Source organism: Aeromicrobium sp. 9AM (assembly GCF_902506105.1).
Lineage (GTDB): Bacteria > Actinomycetota > Actinomycetes > Propionibacteriales > Nocardioidaceae > Aeromicrobium.
The window spans coordinates 2,632,057-2,647,383 of record NZ_LR733304.1; the positions used below are offsets into that span (position 1 = coordinate 2,632,057).

Annotated in this window: 19 protein-coding genes; 12 read left to right on the forward strand and 7 right to left on the reverse strand. The window is 68.3% G+C overall.

The annotated features are described in order from the left end of the window. Positions 1-21 precede the first annotated feature (21 nt). From BOSE46_RS19470 to BOSE46_RS19515, 10 genes are all read left to right on the forward strand, one after another. Positions 22-612 carry an HAD family hydrolase gene (locus BOSE46_RS19470; protein WP_236551808.1) on the forward strand — a complete coding sequence of 197 codons (591 nt, stop codon included), beginning with the start codon at positions 22-24 and terminating at the stop codon, positions 610-612. Positions 613-753: 141 nt separating this feature from the next. Further along, positions 754-2,616, forward strand: a complete 1,863-nt coding sequence (locus BOSE46_RS19475) for an acyl-CoA dehydrogenase (protein WP_159541877.1) — start codon at positions 754-756, stop codon at positions 2,614-2,616. Positions 2,617-2,713: 97 nt separating this feature from the next. Next, the gene (locus BOSE46_RS19480; protein WP_159541879.1) at positions 2,714-3,157 is read left to right on the forward strand and encodes a MarR family winged helix-turn-helix transcriptional regulator; all 444 of its coding nucleotides are present in this window, start codon (positions 2,714-2,716) and stop codon (positions 3,155-3,157) included. Beyond that, the gene (locus BOSE46_RS19485; RefSeq protein ID WP_159541881.1) at positions 3,154-3,444 is read left to right on the forward strand and encodes a hypothetical protein; all 291 of its coding nucleotides are present in this window, start codon (positions 3,154-3,156) and stop codon (positions 3,442-3,444) included. The genes BOSE46_RS19480 and BOSE46_RS19485 overlap by 4 nt, the downstream gene beginning before the upstream one ends. Before the next feature lie 79 nt (positions 3,445-3,523). Then, positions 3,524-4,048, forward strand: coding sequence for a hypothetical protein (locus BOSE46_RS19490; protein WP_159541883.1), 525 nt, complete (start codon positions 3,524-3,526; stop codon positions 4,046-4,048). Beyond that, a complete protein-coding gene (locus BOSE46_RS19495) occupies positions 4,041-4,832 on the forward strand; it encodes a maleylpyruvate isomerase family mycothiol-dependent enzyme (protein WP_236551857.1) in 792 nt (263 codons plus the stop codon). The genes BOSE46_RS19490 and BOSE46_RS19495 overlap by 8 nt, the downstream gene beginning before the upstream one ends. Before the next feature lie 36 nt (positions 4,833-4,868). After that, positions 4,869-5,804: an oxidoreductase gene (locus BOSE46_RS19500; RefSeq protein WP_159541887.1), complete on the forward strand. Its 936-nt coding sequence runs from the start codon at positions 4,869-4,871 to the stop codon at positions 5,802-5,804. Positions 5,805-5,944: 140 nt separating this feature from the next. Next, entirely contained in the window at positions 5,945-6,397 is a 453-nt protein-coding gene (locus BOSE46_RS19505; protein WP_159541889.1) for a GNAT family N-acetyltransferase, read from the forward strand. 117 nt (positions 6,398-6,514) lie between these two features. Continuing rightward, positions 6,515-6,937: a hypothetical protein gene (locus BOSE46_RS19510; protein WP_159541891.1), complete on the forward strand. Its 423-nt coding sequence runs from the start codon at positions 6,515-6,517 to the stop codon at positions 6,935-6,937. A gap of 32 nt (positions 6,938-6,969) precedes the next feature. After that, positions 6,970-7,824, forward strand: a complete 855-nt coding sequence (locus BOSE46_RS19515) for a hypothetical protein (RefSeq protein WP_159541893.1) — start codon at positions 6,970-6,972, stop codon at positions 7,822-7,824. On the opposite strand, the gene BOSE46_RS19520 is transcribed toward BOSE46_RS19515, so the two are convergent. Then, positions 7,821-8,393, reverse strand: coding sequence for a GNAT family N-acetyltransferase (locus BOSE46_RS19520; protein WP_236551809.1), 573 nt, complete (start codon positions 8,391-8,393; stop codon positions 7,821-7,823). The genes BOSE46_RS19515 and BOSE46_RS19520 overlap by 4 nt on opposite strands. An 18-nt stretch (positions 8,394-8,411) precedes the next feature. Beyond that, positions 8,412-9,713, reverse strand: coding sequence for a nitrate/nitrite transporter (locus BOSE46_RS19525; RefSeq protein WP_236551810.1), 1,302 nt, complete (start codon positions 9,711-9,713; stop codon positions 8,412-8,414). A 55-nt stretch (positions 9,714-9,768) separates the two neighbouring features. On the opposite strand from BOSE46_RS19525, the gene BOSE46_RS19530 reads away from it, so the two are divergent. Beyond that, a complete protein-coding gene (locus tag BOSE46_RS19530; RefSeq protein WP_159541895.1) occupies positions 9,769-10,074 on the forward strand; it encodes an NIPSNAP family protein in 306 nt (101 codons plus the stop codon). A 25-nt stretch (positions 10,075-10,099) separates the two neighbouring features. Further along, on the forward strand, positions 10,100-10,705 hold the full coding sequence (locus BOSE46_RS19535; RefSeq protein ID WP_159541897.1) for a DUF1684 domain-containing protein: 606 nt from the start codon (positions 10,100-10,102) through the stop codon (positions 10,703-10,705). Positions 10,706-10,709: 4 nt separating this feature from the next. Here BOSE46_RS19535 and BOSE46_RS19540 read toward each other — a convergent pair whose 3' ends face one another. The 5 genes from BOSE46_RS19540 to pdhA all read right to left on the reverse strand — a co-directional run bounded on the left by BOSE46_RS19540 (position 10,710) and on the right by pdhA (position 15,168). Beyond that, positions 10,710-10,982, reverse strand: coding sequence for a hypothetical protein (locus tag BOSE46_RS19540; RefSeq protein WP_159541899.1), 273 nt, complete (start codon positions 10,980-10,982; stop codon positions 10,710-10,712). Between the two features lie 137 nt (positions 10,983-11,119). Continuing rightward, positions 11,120-11,533: an Hsp20/alpha crystallin family protein gene (locus BOSE46_RS19545; protein ID WP_236551811.1), complete on the reverse strand. Its 414-nt coding sequence runs from the start codon at positions 11,531-11,533 to the stop codon at positions 11,120-11,122. Positions 11,534-11,677: 144 nt separating this feature from the next. Then, a complete protein-coding gene (locus BOSE46_RS19550; RefSeq protein ID WP_159541901.1) occupies positions 11,678-13,057 on the reverse strand; it encodes a dihydrolipoamide acetyltransferase family protein in 1,380 nt (459 codons plus the stop codon). A 9-nt stretch (positions 13,058-13,066) separates the two neighbouring features. Further along, positions 13,067-14,041 (reverse strand): alpha-ketoacid dehydrogenase subunit beta, encoded by a 975-nt coding sequence (locus BOSE46_RS19555; RefSeq protein WP_159541903.1) that lies wholly within the window; start codon positions 14,039-14,041, stop codon positions 13,067-13,069. Continuing rightward, positions 14,038-15,168 (reverse strand): pyruvate dehydrogenase (acetyl-transferring) E1 component subunit alpha, encoded by a 1,131-nt coding sequence (pdhA, locus tag BOSE46_RS19560; RefSeq protein ID WP_159541905.1) that lies wholly within the window; start codon positions 15,166-15,168, stop codon positions 14,038-14,040. The genes BOSE46_RS19555 and pdhA overlap by 4 nt, the downstream gene beginning before the upstream one ends. Between the last annotated feature and the right edge of the window lie 159 nt (positions 15,169-15,327).

Here is a 15,327-nt window from a genome sequence, read left to right on the forward strand (position 1 = left end):
GGCCGCGATAGGTTCGATCGCGTGATCACCGGCTTCGACCTCGACATGACCCTGATCGACTCCCGGCCCGGCATCAAGGCGGTCTACGACCAGCTCGTCGTCGAGACCGGCGCCCACATCGACACGGATCTGGTGGTCTCGCGGCTCGGCCCGCCGGTCGAGTGGGAGCTCGAGCACTGGTTGCCCGAGCCCGAGGTCAAGCACTGGGCCGACCGCTACCGCGAGCTCTATCCCGAGATCGCCATCGACCTGGTCATCGCGATGCCCGGGGCACATGACGCAGTCGAGGCGGCCAACCAGGTCGGCCGCACGATGCTCCTCACCGCGAAGCACGCGCCCAACGCCCGCCTGCACGTCGACCGCCTCGGCCTGCCCGTCGGCGAGGTCTTCGGCGGCGCCTGGCGCGAGGCCAAGGGCGTCGTGCTGCGCGAGCAGGGCGCCACGACGTACGTCGGCGACCACGTGCACGACATGGACGCCGCGACGTTCGCCGGCATCGTCGGAGTCGGTGTCGCGACCGGGCCGAGCACCGCGGACGAGCTCCGCGAGGCGGGCGCCGAGAGCGTGCTGACCACGCTCGAGGACTTCCCTGCGTGGCTCGAGAGCCGCTGACCTGCGACGACGGTGTGACAGGGCCGACAAGGCCGCATCCGGGGTTTGACTTGTTTTAAGCGCAGCGTGGACGGATACTTAAGTTACTACCCAGTAGCAAGCTGCCCCGGCGCAGCGCAAACCCCTCAAAGGATTGCTGGCATGAGCCATTACAAGAGCAACCTCCGTGATGTCGAGTTCAACATGTTCGAGCTCTTCAACCGGCAGGACATCCTCGGCACGGGACCCTTCGAAGAGGTCGACACCGACACCGCGAAGAGCATCCTGACCGAGATCGATCGCATCGCGCGCGAAGACCTCGCGGCATCGTTCGAGGACGCCGACCGCAACCCGCCGGTCTACGACCCGGCCGCCAAGACCGTGACGATGAACCCGGCCTTCGCCAAGTCGTACAAGGCCTGGATGGACGCCGAGTGGTGGCGCCTGCAGATCCCCGAGGAGCTCGGCGGCCAGGTGGCCCCCGCGTCCCTGATCTGGGGCAGCGCGGAGTTCGTGCTCGGCGCGAACCCGCCGATCTGGATGTATGCCTGCGGCCCCGCGTTCGCACGCATCGTCTTCGAGAACGGCATCGAGCGCGACAAGCTGATCGCGCAGCACATGGTCGACCGCAGCTGGGGCGCCACGATGGTGCTGACCGAGCCCGACGCGGGCTCCGACGTCGGCGCGGGCCGCACCAAGGCGTTCCCCAACGAGGACGGCTCGTGGAACATCGAGGGCGTCAAGCGCTTCATCACGTCGGCCGAGCACGACATGGCCGAGAACATCATGCACCTGGTCCTCGCCCGCCCCGTCGGCGTCGAGGGTGTCGGTGGACCCGGCACCAAGGGCCTCAGCCTGTTCCTCGTGCCCAAGTTCCACTTCGACCACGAGACCGGTGAGCTGACCGGCGAGCGCAACGGCGCGTACGTCACGAACGTCGAGAAGAAGATGGGCATCAAGGTGTCCACGACGTGCGAGGTCACCTTCGGCGACGGCGCACCGGCGCAGGGCTGGCTGCTCGGCGAGGTGCACGACGGCATCAACCAGATGTTCCGCGTCATCGAGAACGCCCGCATGATGGTCGGCCTCAAGGCCGCCGCCACCCTGTCGAGCGGCTACCTCAACGCGCTCGACTACGCCAAGGAGCGCGTCCAAGGCGCCGACCTGACGCAGGCGTCCGACAAGGCCGCCCCCCGCGTCACGATCACGCACCACCCCGACGTGCGTCGCTCGCTGCTGACCCAGAAGGCGTACGCCGAGGGCCTGCGCTCGCTCGCGATGTACGCCGCGACGTGGCAGGACGACGTCATCATCAAGGAAGCTGCCGGCGAGGACGCGTCGCTGTCCGAGTCGATCAACGACCTGCTGCTGCCGCTCGTCAAGGGCTACGGCTCAGAGCGCTCGTGGATCCTGCTGGGCACCGAGTCGCTTCAGACGTTCGGCGGATCGGGCTTCCTGCAGGACCACCCGATCGAGCAGTACGTCCGCGACGCCAAGATCGACACCCTCTACGAGGGGACCACGGCGATCCAGGGCCAGGACCTGTTCTTCCGCAAGATCGTGAAGAACAAGGGCGCTGCACTGGGCTACCTGTCCGAGCAGGTCAAGGCGTTCGCCGAGAGCGAGGCCGGCAACGGTCGCCTCAAGGTCGAGCGCGAGCTGCTCAAGCAGGGCCTCGACGACGCGACGGCGATCATCGGCGCGGTGTTCACCGACCTCATGTCGTCGAACCCCGCCGACGAGAAGGGCGACCTCAAGAACATCTACAAGGTCGGCCTCAACACGACCCGCCTCGTGTACGTCCTCGGTGACCTGACCGTCGCGTGGCTGCTGCTGCGTGGCGCCGAGGTCGCGCTCGAGAAGCTTGGCGGCGAGGTCTCGGCCGCCGACAAGAGCTTCTACGAGGGCAAGGTCGCCGCTGCGACATTCTTCGCCCGCAACGTGCTGCCGGGCCTTGCCGGTGAGCGCGCGATCGCGGAGAACATCGACGACTCGATCATGGAGCTCGACGAGTCCGCGTTCTAGTCCTTTTCACCGACGAAGGCCCTCACCGTGCGGTGGGGGCCTTCGTCATGCTCCACGTCACATTGATTAGTGCACTAATCATTCGTACACTTGCCATATGGACGACATCAATCCACTCGCGCTCGAGGAGCAGGTCTGCTTCGCCCTCGCCGTCGCGTCCCGCAGCGTCATCGCGAGCTATCGCTCCGTGCTGGAGCCGCTGGGCCTGACGCATCCGCAGTACCTCGCGATGCTGGCGCTGTGGGAGCACGGCACGCTGAGCGTCAAGGCATTGGGCGACCTGCTTCACCTCGAGCCGGCCACGATCTCTCCCTTGGTCAAGCGGCTCGAGCAGGCAGAGCTCGTGACGCGTACGCGGTCCAGCGCCGATGAGCGGCTGATCGACGTCGCGCTCACCTCTCAAGGTCGGGCGCTGCGCCGCAAGGCGCTCAAGGTGCCGGCCACGATGTTGACGCGGTTCGGCATGACTGTCGAGGACCTGCGCGCCACCAATGCGGTCCTGCACCGCATCATCGACGCAGCAGAAGCGGTGCCCGCATGACCGCCACCAAGGAGGCTGTGGCCCTCGACCGCGTACGCCGGAGAGTCACCGCGCTGGGCTTCCTGGCGGTCGCGATGCATGGCGTCTTCGGGCTGATCGGCGTCTCGTACGTCCTGCTGGACCAGGGCCGGCGCAGCGACGCCACCGCGCTGACACTCATGTCCGGCGTCGTGGCCCTCATCGTCTGCGCGGCGACGCGCGCGATCCTCGGGACACGCCCGTTCTCGATCCTGTGGTCCGTCCTGTCCCTCGTGCCGACCGTCGCAGCCTTCATCTGGCTCTTCTGACGAGCGACTCGGCCCAGCCGAAGTCGTGCCACGTGCGTCAAGGCGCGTTCCGAGCGCCGCCGTGTGGCAAGGTGACTCCGTGAAACCGGTCAATCCCCTCTGGTATCTCGCCGCCTTCGTCTTCGCACTCGGCAGCACGATGGTGGGGACCGCGGTCGCCGCGAGCTCATGGGATCCCCTGCGCGAGGTCACGGTCTCGCCCACGACGACGCGTGCAGACGCGCAGGCCAAGACGCTCGGGGTGTTCACCGACATCCTGCAGCCGGAGCGCCACATCACGTGCCGCGCGATCGGCCCGGACAAGAAGCCGGTCGCGATCCCCAAGGCCAAGATCGACATCACGGTTGACAACGAAGGCAACCAGTGGCACCTGATCGGCGTGCTCAACCAGGGCACGGACCGGATGCAGGTGCGGTGCACGCCTCGGGACCGGCGGGTCGACAATGCCTCGTACGGGTGGGCCACGGCCACCGGAGTCGAGTCCCGCGCCAACCGGGGCAATGACATCGGACTGGCCGGTGTGGCTGTGGGCATCGTGTTCGCGGGGTATGTCTTCTACTGCCGCCGTCAGCAACGCAAGGAGACCATCCGTGGACATGCTTGAGACGTACGTTCGGGGGTGGCACGAGTCGGCTCTGTCGATCCTGGCCCTGGCCGCCGACCTGGACGACGCCGACTGGGCTCGGCAGACCGACTGCGAGGAGTGGACCGTCAAGGACGTCGTCGCGCACCTGGCGCACCTCGAGTCCGAGCTGTGCCACACCGAGCAGAACGATCCGGAGCAGGCGGGTGGGACGGAGGTCGTCTCGGCCTACACCGCGAAGGGTGTCGAGGCACGCCGCCACGAGACGCCGGCCACCGTGGTCGCCGAGCTGGCCGCCGCCGTGGAGCTGCGCGCGAGTCGGCTCGCCGACCTGCCGGACGACCCGTCGGCACCTGCGCCGGTCACACCCGGCGGCGTGCAGTGGTCGTGGGACACCCTGCTGCGCAACCGCTCGGTCGACATGTGGGTGCACGAGCAGGACATCCGGCGGGCGGTCGGCCGGCCGGGCGGGCTCGACAGCACCGGCGCGCAGATCGCGGTCATGACGTTCTCGTTCGCCATGCCGTACGTCCTGGGCAAGCGGGTCAAGCCGCCCGCGATGTCGACCGTACGGTGGGAGGTCACGGGCGAGATGCCACTCGAGCTGGCCGTTCGGGTCGGCGAGGACGGTCGGGCCAGCGCGATTGAGAGCCTCGACGAACCGACGGCCACACTGACGATGAAGACCGAGGCGTTCACGGTGCTGTGTGCCGGCCGCCGGCGCCCCGACGACGTCAAGGTCGGGATCCACGGCGACGAGGACCTCGGACGAGCGATCCTCTCGGCCATGGCGATCATGCCCTGAACGGTGGATCCCCGGCAGGGGCCCTAGGCTGACGCGATGAGCTGGAGCACCCACGACATCCCCGACCTGTCGGGCAAGCGCGCCGTGATCACCGGAGTGACGGGCGGGCTGGGCCTGCACACGGCAATCGGCCTGGCCGGCAAGGGCGCCGAGGTCGTCGTCACCGCGCGTGACGAGGCCAAGGGCGAGACAGCCGTCAAGCAGATTCTCGACATGGTTCCCGGCGCCCGCGTCGAGGTCGTGTCGCTCGACCTCGCCGACCTGGCCGACGTGAGGCGGGCCGCAGCCGAGGTCTCCAAGACGTACGACCGCATCGACATGCTGGTCAACAACGCCGGCATCATGGTGCCGCCCAAGTACGCGGCCACGGCCGACGGCTTCGAGATGCAGATGGGCACCAACCACATCGGTCACTTCACCTGGACCGCCGAGCTGTGGCCTGCCCTCAAGGCCAGCGACGCGCGCATCATCACGGTCTCCTCACTCGCGCACTCGGCGGTCGGCAGCGTCGACCTGACGGCGCTCGAGCCGGGCGACTCCGGCCGGCCATACAAGCGCTGGCAGTCGTACGGGCAGTCCAAGCTGGCCAACCTGCTCTTCGCGCTCGAGCTGGACCGCCGCGTCAAGGCAGCCGGACTCGGCGTGATCAGCGTCGCCGCGCACCCCGGCTACGCCGCCACCAACATCACGAAGACCGGACCCACGGGCAGCGGCCTGTCCCTCTACGGCATCGGCATGCACCAGGTCAGCAAGATCCTGGCCCAGTCGGCCTCCGCGGGCGCCCAGCCGCTGCTGATGGCGGCCACCGACAGGTCGCTGAGTGGCGGCGAGTACGTCGGTCCGTCAGGCATCCGGGGGCTTCGCGGCCGGCCCAAGCTCGTCGGGATGACCCGGGCCGCCCGCGACGAAGAGTTCGCCAGTGACCTGTGGACAGCGACCGAGAGGGCCATCGGGGCGACATTCGAGGTCTGACGCCGAATCTCCCTGCGAGGTCAGCAGGAATCGCCGATTGAGCGTGGATTGGAGGCGTGTGGGATCGCCCACATGACCCCCCTTCTCGCGTGCCTTCGCCGCCAGGTTGACGTAACGTCGAATGCCTGATGATCCGAGAAATGACGCACAGCGACTTTGACAGCATCGTCCACCTCAACCAGAACGCCCTCGAGGGCGTCGGTCCACTCGACAACGAGAGCCTCTCGCTCCTCGTCAAGATGTCCGACCAGGCCCTCGTCGTGGAAGACGAAGGCGACATCGCCGGCTTCGTCATCACGCTGCCCCCGGGCGCCGAGTACGACTCGAGCCGCTATCGCTGGTTCGAGGACAAGCTCGTCGACAACTACGTCTACCTCGACCGCATCGTGGTCTCCGGAGACCACCGCCGCAAGGGCGTCGCCTCCAAGCTCTACGAGGAGATCGAGGGCGACGCCCCCGTCGCGCTCGAGGTCTACGAGACCAACGACGTCTCACTGGCCTTCCACGAGAGCCGCGGCTTCGAGGAGGTCGGCGCCCTCACCCATGACGGCAAGACCAACGTCATGATGGTGCGCGAGCCCGACGACGCCTGACCCACGACCTGCACCCGCGACGGGCCATCAACCGCATCCGGTTGGTGGCCCGTCGTCGTTGGTGAATCTCGCCGGTTTCTCGGCGGCAATGGCAGCGCGAGCCCTACTGTGATCGACATGTCTCACATCGAACCGCCGCGTCCCGAACGAGGACAGACCGGCGCCGAGCGCGGCCCCAACCTCACCAGCATCGAGCGCGAGGTGACCGACGCACGGACCATGCCGCAGAAGCTGCTGGCAGCCGCCAACCCGAAGAACTACTTCGGCATGGTCAAGCACTACCCCGCCGGGACCAAGCAGTTCCTCTGGCTGTGCCTGGGGATCCTCTACCCGTTCTGGCTGCTGGGCGTCCTGGTCGCCTGGCCCGTCATCATCGTCCTGAAGGCCGTCGGCTGGGTCCTGTTCCAGATCTGGTGGTTCTGCACGGGCTGGTTCTGGAAGCGCCTGGGCGGCGAGAAGCCGTCCAAGGAACGCCGCGCCGAGATCGACCAGGAACGCGCCGCCAAGCTCGCGGACAGCAACGCCCAGCAGTACGAATGAGGTTGCTGCCTCGGCGGCGCTCGGGAGCCACGATGACGGTGGCCCCGGACCGTCCGCTCCTGCCGACCGAGTCGGTCACCGCGACGCTGACCCTCGACGAGGCGCTGGACGACGTCACCGACGCGCGGATCGAGATCGGCTACCTCAACACGTTCAAGTACGAGTGGGCGCGCAACAGCACCACCGACCTGGTCGGTCCCACCAGCGCGGGCGGGCGCAGCGACGCGACGGAGTGGGTCGGTGCGGGAGACTCGCCGATCGTCTTCGCGGGCGGCACGCTCGCCGCCGGCACGCACACCGCGACCGTACGGCTGCCGTCGTGGTCCCCAGGCACGTCCGATCCCGCGGTCGCCTGGCAGGCCCGGCTCCGGGTCGAGCGCAAGGGCAGGACGCCCGAGGCCGAAGCATCGTTCACCGTGGTCGTGCCGGCGCCCGATCCCCTGCCGACCGAGTCCCGACTCGTTCAGGGCGAGCGCGCCATGGCCAACAGCATCCACTTCGACATCGTCACGGACTCGCTCGCATACCGGGCCGGTGACGTGGTCCGCGGCACGATCTCGGTGACGCCCACGGAACCGGTCTCGAAGTCGGCGACCGCCGACGTACGGTTCTACCGCCCGCAGGTCTCGCACCCGCTCGAGAAGCCGCCGTCGCCCGTCATCGAGTGGTTCAGCCGTCCGCACGTCACGGTGGCCAAGGACCTCATGCTCGCGCAGGGCGTCACGACCGAGATCCCGTTCGAGCTCACCCTCCCGGCCGATGCCTCACCGACCGTCGAGGCGGTCCACAACTCGATCCAGTGGTGGGTCATGGCCACGATCACGTACGCCGGCCTGACCGGCGCGATCGAACGCGCCCGCCGCGAGATCTTCGTCCACAACGCCTAGCGCGCTCGCCACTCCTCGGCGAGGAGCGCATAGACGTACCCGTCCTGCCAGCCGTGCTCGCGGTGGAGCGAGTCCTTCACGTGGTGCGCCTCGCGACGCATCCCGAGGCGCTCCATCAGGCGCCACGACGGCTCGTTGGCGGTGAAGCAGATCGCGATCACGCGCCGGAGCCCGAGGCCGTCGAAGCAGATCCGGAACAGTGCCTCGATCGCCTCCGTCGCGAAGCCCTGGCCATGGTGCGCGGGATCGACCACCCAGCCGATCTCGGCCTCGGTCCCCTTGGCGCCCTCAGCGACCTCGCGCTGCGCGTACGCGTCCTGCACCTTGACCATCAGGTCGCCGATCAGCCGGCCCTCGTGCTCGACGATCACGGCCATCCCGCCGTTGCCGAAGCGCTCGGCGAGCGACTCGACGTCCGTGGCAAATTCCGCCGATCCACTCCGCGACGTGCGGCTGCGACCGATAGGCGAAGATCTGTGCCACGTCGCCGTCGGCCAGGCGGCGGAGCACCAGCCGCTCGGTGCGCACCGGCCAGTCGACGACATCAAGGGGCGAAGCCATGACCTCATGTTGTCAGGTGCGGCTGGCTACCCCAGGTTGCGGGTGCGGCCGTACGCCTCGGGCTCCTCGGCCATGATCTTGGCCCGCGCCTTGACGCGATAGCGCCAGATCTGGACCATGCCCAGGAGCCACAGGACGTACTGGAACGACATCGCCCAGCGGAACGCCGAGGGCGTGTAGGCCGTCGACGCACCCGGCGTGCGCCAGTCGAGGATCAGGCCGATCGCGACCACCAGGACGAGGCTCGCGACGAAGCCGGCCTGATTGACGATCGCGGTGGCGCTGCCGAGACGGTCCGCGGGATTCGACGTGCGCGCGAGGTCGAAGCCGATCATGGCCGCTGGGCCGCCGATGCCCATGACGATGACCAGCACGACCAGGACACCCAGCGGCGCCGGACCGTGCCAGACGAGCACGGTCGTCCAGACCACGACGATCGAGCTGACGATACCGAGCACGATCGTGGAGCGATGCCACGGATGGCGCGTGATCACCCACCCGAGCAACGGCCCGGCCGCCATGACCGCGACCACCATCAGTGTCAGCAGCAGGCCGGCGACGTGGTCGGACTGCTCCTCACCCCGGACGAAGAACGGATAGCCCCACAGCAGGCCGAAAGTCGTGGCGCTGAACTGCGTCGTGAAGTGCATCCAGAAGCCGAGCCGCGTGCCGGGCTGCGCCCACGACGCACCGAGGGTCCGTCGTATGGCGCTGAGTGACAGCGCCGCGCCGCTCATCGATCTTGCAGCCGGTGCGTCCCGCACGAAGACCGCGAGCGCGATCGACAGCACGACCCCAAGCGAGGCGGCGATCAGGTACGACTTCGTCCAGCCGAGCTCACGCAGGGCCACCGTCATGGGCACGGCCGCGATGATCGCGCCGAGCTGGCCGGTGACGCCGGTCAGCTGCGTGATCACCGGCACTCGCCGGGGAGCGAACCAGGTGTTGACCAGCCGCAACACGCAGATGAACGTCATGGCATCGCCAACGCCGACGAAGACCCGCGCGACGAGCGCCCAGGCGTACGTGTCGGCGAACGCGAACCCGGCCTGCGCGAGCGTCAGGGTGATGGCGCCGGTCAGGAGCATGCGCCGCGGACCGAAGCGGTCCAGCAGCAGGCCGACCGGGATCTGCATGCCGGCGTAGACGAGGAGCTGCAGCATCGTGAACGTCGCGAGCTGCGCCGCCGAGATGTCGAACCGGTCGGACGCGGCGAGCCCGGCCACCGCGAGCGAGGAGCGGTGGAACACCGCGAGGAGGTAGACGAACAGGGCCACGACCCACACCGCGTACGCGCCGGGATGGCGGGTTTCGGCAGGCTGACTCACCGACCCAGTCTAGGTTGCGGTCGCGCTCGGCCCGCCGGGCTGTGAGGGTTGAGACATGATCACCTGCGTCGTGGACTACGTCATCGATCCGAGCAAGATCAGCGACTTCGAGGAGTTCGGCCGCCGCTGGATACAGCTCGTCAACCAGCACGGCGGGACCCACCACGGATACTTCCTGCCGTCCGAAGGAGCCAGCGACCGCGCGCTCGCGCTGTTCAGCTTCCCGAGCCTTGCGGCGTACGAGGAGTACCGCGCACTGTTCGGCAACGACCCGGACTTCGTCGAGGCCGACAGGATCCGGGACGAGAGCGGCTGCGTGCTGCGCTACGACCGGACGTTCATGCGGCCGCTCGAAGCCTGACCGCGGCTGTGCGACCGTGGACACCATGCCGAGCTCTTCGCTGACCCTCGTCGACTGGCGCCGTCGCGTCAACGAGATGTACGCCGACGTGCGCGCCGAACCCGACCACGCGGCGGGTCACGCGCGATGGCGCGCGGCGCGCGACGAGATGTTCCGCACCCATCCGCAGACGCCGCTGCTCGACGACGACCCGCTGCGCGAGACCGGTCTGCCCTACTGGCCGTACGACCCTGCACTGCGCTTCGAGGCCGAGCTGCTCGCCGTCGAGCCGACGGAGGATCGCCTCGTCGAGGCCGGCGGGGACGGCACGATCACCATGAAGCTCATCGGCCGCGTCGACCTGCCCGAGCACGTCGGCGGCAGCCTCGACGTGTGGTGGCTGCACCAGTACGGCGGTGGAATCTTCATCCCGCTGCGCGACGGGACATCAGGCGACGGCAGCTACGGCGGTGGTCGCTATCTGCTCGACACCGCCAAGGGCTCGTGGTTGGGCGGCGACGCGGACTCGTTGACGCTCGACCTCAACTACGCCTATCACCCGTCCTGCCGCTACAACCCACGCTGGCAGTGCCCGCTCGCGCCGGCGGGCAACACGATCACGTCGCGGGTCGAGGCCGGCGAGCGGCTGTAGGTCACTATGGCGCGGTTGCTGCATGCGGCACCACCGACCGCAGGACCCTGACCGCGGACGTGTCGATGCGCATGATGATGCGACGCGCATGGCGCTCGAGCGACGTCGACTCGCAGTCGACGATCACGTAGACACCCATGGCGTCCTGCGTGCCCAGCACCGCGACGCCTGGCCAGGCGATGCGGTGGAACGCCCTGAGGATGCGCTGCTGTCGGTCGGCATCACGAACGCGATAGATGAGGAGTGACCACTCGGAGGAGCTGGAGAGCGAGGACATGGCGACCCTTGGAGAGGAAGTTCGCCGCCTGCTGCTTAGCCGGTGACACCAGCGTAAGCCTGTTCACCGGGTACGTCGACCCGTGCGACCGGGTGCCGGACCCTGAGCACAGGTCCGGCACCCGGTCCGTCGGCGCGTCAGGCCGAGATCGACGTCTGCTCGGTCTTGTTGTCGAGGATGTCGATCTTGCGAGGCCTCGCGCGCTCGCTCACCGGGATCACGACGCTGAGGACGCCGTTGTCGTAGTGCGCCGAGATCCCCTCGGTGTCGATCCCGTCGCCCAGGCTGAACTGGCGTACGTAGCTGCCGTAGGCGCGCTCCCTCGCCAGCCACTTGGCGCCGTCGTGCGAAGCGGGCGTGCGCTCAGCCCTGATGGTCAGCATGTGCCCGTCGAGGTCGACGTCCACCGATCCGGGGTCGATGCCGGGCAGGTCGGCAGCCAGGACGTAGCGATCCCCCTCACGGAACAGGTCGACCGGCATCAGTCGAGTCGACCGTGAGGAGAGCTGCGAGGTCAGGCGATCGAAGTCGCCGAAAGGATCAAAGGACATGTTCATCATCGAGAGACTCCTTTCGAGACGTGAGTCCATCGGACTCAACTCGTTACGAGAGGAAAATAGATCGACAGCGTCGCCGGATCAAGTCGTGAAACCTGAAAAAAATCTGAAAAATGCGCTGGGGTTGCAGCGTTTTCGTCAGTACGTCAGCGCGAGCGCGGGATTGCCGAGGATCGCGGCGACGTCGGCCAGGAATCGCGATCCCTGCTCCCCGTCGACGACGCGATGATCGAAGCTCAGCGCCAGCGTCGTGACCCAGCGCGCCACGATCTCGTCGTCCTCGCCGACCCATGGCCGCTTGTTGATCGCGCCGACCGCCAGGATCCCGGACTCGCCCGGGTTGAGGATCGGCGTGCCGGCATCGATGCCGAACACCCCGATGTTGGTGATCGTGAATGATCCGCCGGCCATCTGCGCCGGCTGGGTCTTGCCGTCGCGGGCCGTGGCGATGAGCTCGCCGAATGCCTGCGCGAGCTCGGGCAGCGTCATCGAGTCAGCACCGACGATGTTGGGCACGACGAGTCCGCGCGGGGTCGCCGCGGCAATGCCGAGGTTGACCGAGCCCTTGAGCACGATCTCCTGCGCGGCGTCATCCCACGTCGAGTTGATCTCGGGGGTGCGGCGCATCGCCAGGCACACCGCACGGGCCACGATCAGGAGCGGCGAGACACGGACGCCGGCGAACCGGTCGTCGCTCTTGAGCTGGGCGACGAGCTCCATCGTCTTGGAGACGTCGACCGTGACCCACTCCGTGACGTGGGGCGCGGTGAACGCCGAGGCCACCATCGCCTCGGCCGTCATCTTGCGGACGCCCTTGATCGGGATGCGCTGGTCCTCCAGCGAGGTCGCGGGGGTCGCGGTCGGAGCGGGCTGGCTGTCGCGCAGGCCGGCGAACGCCTCGACGTCGGCTCGGGTGATGATGTCGCCGTCGGCGGGGACCGAGTCGAGATCGATGCCGAGGTCCTTGGCGAGCTTGCGCACCGGCGGCTTGGCCAGGGCACGGATCGAGCGCTGCGGCACCTTCTCGGTGTCGACCGACGCGACAGCGCCCTTGCGGGCACGGCGCTTGGTCGAGGTGGTGCGCGGACCGTAGCCGACGAGGACGGACTGCCGCTTCTCCTCGGCCTTGGGCGGCGCAGAGGCGGTGGGTGGCGCCTCGGTCAGCGCATCCGGGACCAGGTCGCCCGCGGCGGCGAACTGACCGGCCGTCGTGGCATGGGGCATGGTCGCGCGGGGCTCGTCCGTCGCCGGCGGTGCGGCGACGGGTTCGCCGGCCGGTTCGTCGGCCGAGACGATCCGGATGATCGGGGTGCCGACATCGACCGTCTGGCCCTCGTCGACGAGCAACGCATCGACCCGGCCCTCGTACGGGCTGGGCAGCTCGACGATCGACTTGGCGGTCTCGATGTCGACGATGATGTCGTTGACCTTGATCTCGTCGCCGACGGAGACCTTCCACGTCACGATCTCGGCCTCGGTCAGACCTTCGCCCACGTCGGGCAGCTTGAACTCACTCATCACAGACTCCTAGAACGCCAGCGAACGGTCGACCGCTTCGAGCACGCGGTCGAGACCGGGCAGGTACTCTTCCTCGACGCGGCTCGGCGGATAGGGCAGGTCGTAGCCCGTGACCCGGATGACCGGCGCCTCGAGGGAGTAGAAGCACTTCTCGGTGATCCGCGCCGAGATCTCGGCACCGAGCCCGAGCGTCTGCGCAGCCTCGTGCACGACGATCGCGCGGCCCGTGCGGCGTACGGACTCGAACACGGGGTCGAGGTCGAGCGGCGAGAGCGTGCGGAGGTCGATGACCTCGAGGCTCGTGCCCTCCTCCGCGGCAGCGTCGGCCGACTCGAGGCAGGTCTTGACCATCGGGCCGTACGCGATGACGGTCGCATCGGCGCCTTCGCGCACGACGCTCGAGGCATGCAGGGGCATCGGCTCCGACGTGGTGTCGACCTCGCCCTGGTCCCAGTAGCGCCGCTTGGGCTCCATGAACACGACCGGGTCGTCACTGGCGATGGCCTGCTGGATCATCCAGTAGGCGTCGTTGGCGTTGGAGCACGACACGACCTTGAGGCCCGCGGTCAGCGCGAACTGCCCCTCGGGGCTCTCCGAGTGGTGCTCGACAGCGCCGATGCCACCGCCGAACGGGATGCGGATGACGATCGGCATCTTGACCCGGCCCTGGCTGCGGAAGTGCAGCTTGGCGACCTGGCTGACGATCTGGTCGTACGCGGGGTAGACGAACCCGTCGAACTGGATCTCGAGGACGGGGCGGTAGCCGCGGTAGGCGAGACCGACGGCGGTGCCGACGATGCCGCTCTCGGCCAACGGCGCGTCGATGACACGGCTCTCGCCGAAGTCCTTCTGCAGGCCGTCGGTGATGCGGAAGACGCCGCCGAGCTTGCCGACGTCCTCACCCATGATCAGGACCTTGTCGTCCGCTTCCATGGCGGCGCGCAGGCCGGCGTTGAGACCCTTGCCGAGCGGCATCTTCGTCATGACTCGCTCCCCTCCGGCTCGAGGCTGTCTCTGTAGGCGACGTACTGCGCCTTCTGCTCCATAAGCTCGGGCGAGCCGTCGACGTAGACGTGGTCGAACAGGGCCGCCAGGTCGGGATCGGGCAGCGACTTGCAGGTCTCGCGCAGGTGCTTGCCGAGCTCGTCGGCCTCGGTGTCGAGGTCGTCGAAGAACGACTGGGGCGTGCCCTGCAGCAGGAGGTAGCGCTTGACCCGCTCGATGGGGTCCTTGAGCTTCCAGGTCTCGACCTCGGCGCTGTCGCGGTAGCGGCTCGGGTCGTCCGACGTCGTGTGAGCGCCCATGCGGTAGGTGTAGGCCTCGATGAGGCTCGGGCCCTCGCCGTTGCGTGCCTTCTCCATCGCCGCCGTCGTCACCGCGTGGCAGGCGAGGACGTCGTTGCCGTCGACGCGGATGCCGCTGAAGCCGAACCCGCCGGCGCGCTGGGCGATCGGTCCGCGGGTGTTGCGGTCGGTCGAGGCCGAGATGGCGTACTGGTTGTTCTGGCAGAAGAACACGACGGGCGCGTTGAACACCGCGGCCCAGTCGAACGCCTCGTTGACGTCGCCCTGGCTCGTGGCGCCGTCGCCAAAGTAGGCGATGACGGCGGCGTCGCGCTCAGGATCGTTGCGGCCGACCTCGCCGTCGAGCGTCAAGCCCATCGCGTAGCCGGTCGCGTGCAGCGTCTGGGCGCCGATGACGATGCTGTAGAGCGCGAAGCCCTGCTCAGCCGGGTCCCAGCCGCCGAGCTCGACGCCGCGGAACAGGCCGAGGAGCAGCGCGGGGTCGACGCCGCGGCACAGGGCGACGCCGTGCTCGCGGTAGGTCGGGAACGCGAAGTCCTGCGGGCGAAGGGCGCGGCCCGATCCGATCTGGGCGGCCTCTTGGCCGAGGGCGGGGGCCCACAGGCCGAGCTCGCCGTGGCGCTGCAGGGCGTGTGCCTCGAAGTCGATGCGCCGGCTCAGGACCAGGTCGCGGTAGAGGCCGCGGATGCTGTCATCATCCCCGTCGTAGGCGAAGTCCGCGTGAGGGACTCGCTCTCCCTCGGGGGTGAGGAGCTGGACGAGCGGGAAGGCTCCAGCTGGATCGTCCGCAACGTACGCGTCGGGCATGGTGGCACTCAATGCGACTCCCTCAATCGATCGGATCACGGGATTGCCGTTCCGATGTCGAAGATGCGAGACACCAGTGTCACAGGGGTGGCGGACATCGGTGGACTCACAGGACGTGACTGGCATCACATCTGATCCCACCGTATCCCGGCCATGTGC

Bases quoted from the DNA above. Each gene is read 5' to 3' on its own strand.
- BOSE46_RS19475 (WP_159541877.1), top strand. From the start codon at position 754: ATGAGCCATTACAAGAGCAACCTCCGTGATGTCGAGTTCAACATGTTC.
- BOSE46_RS19480 (WP_159541879.1), top strand. From the start codon at position 2,714: ATGGACGACATCAATCCACTCGCGCTCGAGGAGCAGGTCTGCTTCGCC.
- BOSE46_RS19485 (WP_159541881.1), top strand. From the start codon at position 3,154: ATGACCGCCACCAAGGAGGCTGTGGCCCTCGACCGCGTACGCCGGAGA.
- BOSE46_RS19495 (WP_236551857.1), top strand. From the start codon at position 4,041: ATGCTTGAGACGTACGTTCGGGGGTGGCACGAGTCGGCTCTGTCGATC.
- BOSE46_RS19500 (WP_159541887.1), top strand. From the start codon at position 4,869: ATGAGCTGGAGCACCCACGACATCCCCGACCTGTCGGGCAAGCGCGCC.
- BOSE46_RS19505 (WP_159541889.1), top strand. From the start codon at position 5,945: ATGACGCACAGCGACTTTGACAGCATCGTCCACCTCAACCAGAACGCC.
- BOSE46_RS19510 (WP_159541891.1), top strand. From the start codon at position 6,515: ATGTCTCACATCGAACCGCCGCGTCCCGAACGAGGACAGACCGGCGCC.
- BOSE46_RS19515 (WP_159541893.1), top strand. From the start codon at position 6,970: ATGACGGTGGCCCCGGACCGTCCGCTCCTGCCGACCGAGTCGGTCACC.
- BOSE46_RS19520 (WP_236551809.1), bottom strand. From the start codon at position 8,393: ATGAGGTCATGGCTTCGCCCCTTGATGTCGTCGACTGGCCGGTGCGCA.
- BOSE46_RS19530 (WP_159541895.1), top strand. From the start codon at position 9,769: ATGATCACCTGCGTCGTGGACTACGTCATCGATCCGAGCAAGATCAGC.
- BOSE46_RS19535 (WP_159541897.1), top strand. From the start codon at position 10,100: ATGCCGAGCTCTTCGCTGACCCTCGTCGACTGGCGCCGTCGCGTCAAC.
- BOSE46_RS19540 (WP_159541899.1), bottom strand. From the start codon at position 10,982: ATGTCCTCGCTCTCCAGCTCCTCCGAGTGGTCACTCCTCATCTATCGC.
- BOSE46_RS19545 (WP_236551811.1), bottom strand. From the start codon at position 11,533: ATGTCCTTTGATCCTTTCGGCGACTTCGATCGCCTGACCTCGCAGCTC.
- BOSE46_RS19550 (WP_159541901.1), bottom strand. From the start codon at position 13,057: ATGAGTGAGTTCAAGCTGCCCGACGTGGGCGAAGGTCTGACCGAGGCC.
- BOSE46_RS19555 (WP_159541903.1), bottom strand. From the start codon at position 14,041: ATGACGAAGATGCCGCTCGGCAAGGGTCTCAACGCCGGCCTGCGCGCC.
- pdhA (WP_159541905.1), bottom strand. From the start codon at position 15,168: ATGCCCGACGCGTACGTTGCGGACGATCCAGCTGGAGCCTTCCCGCTC.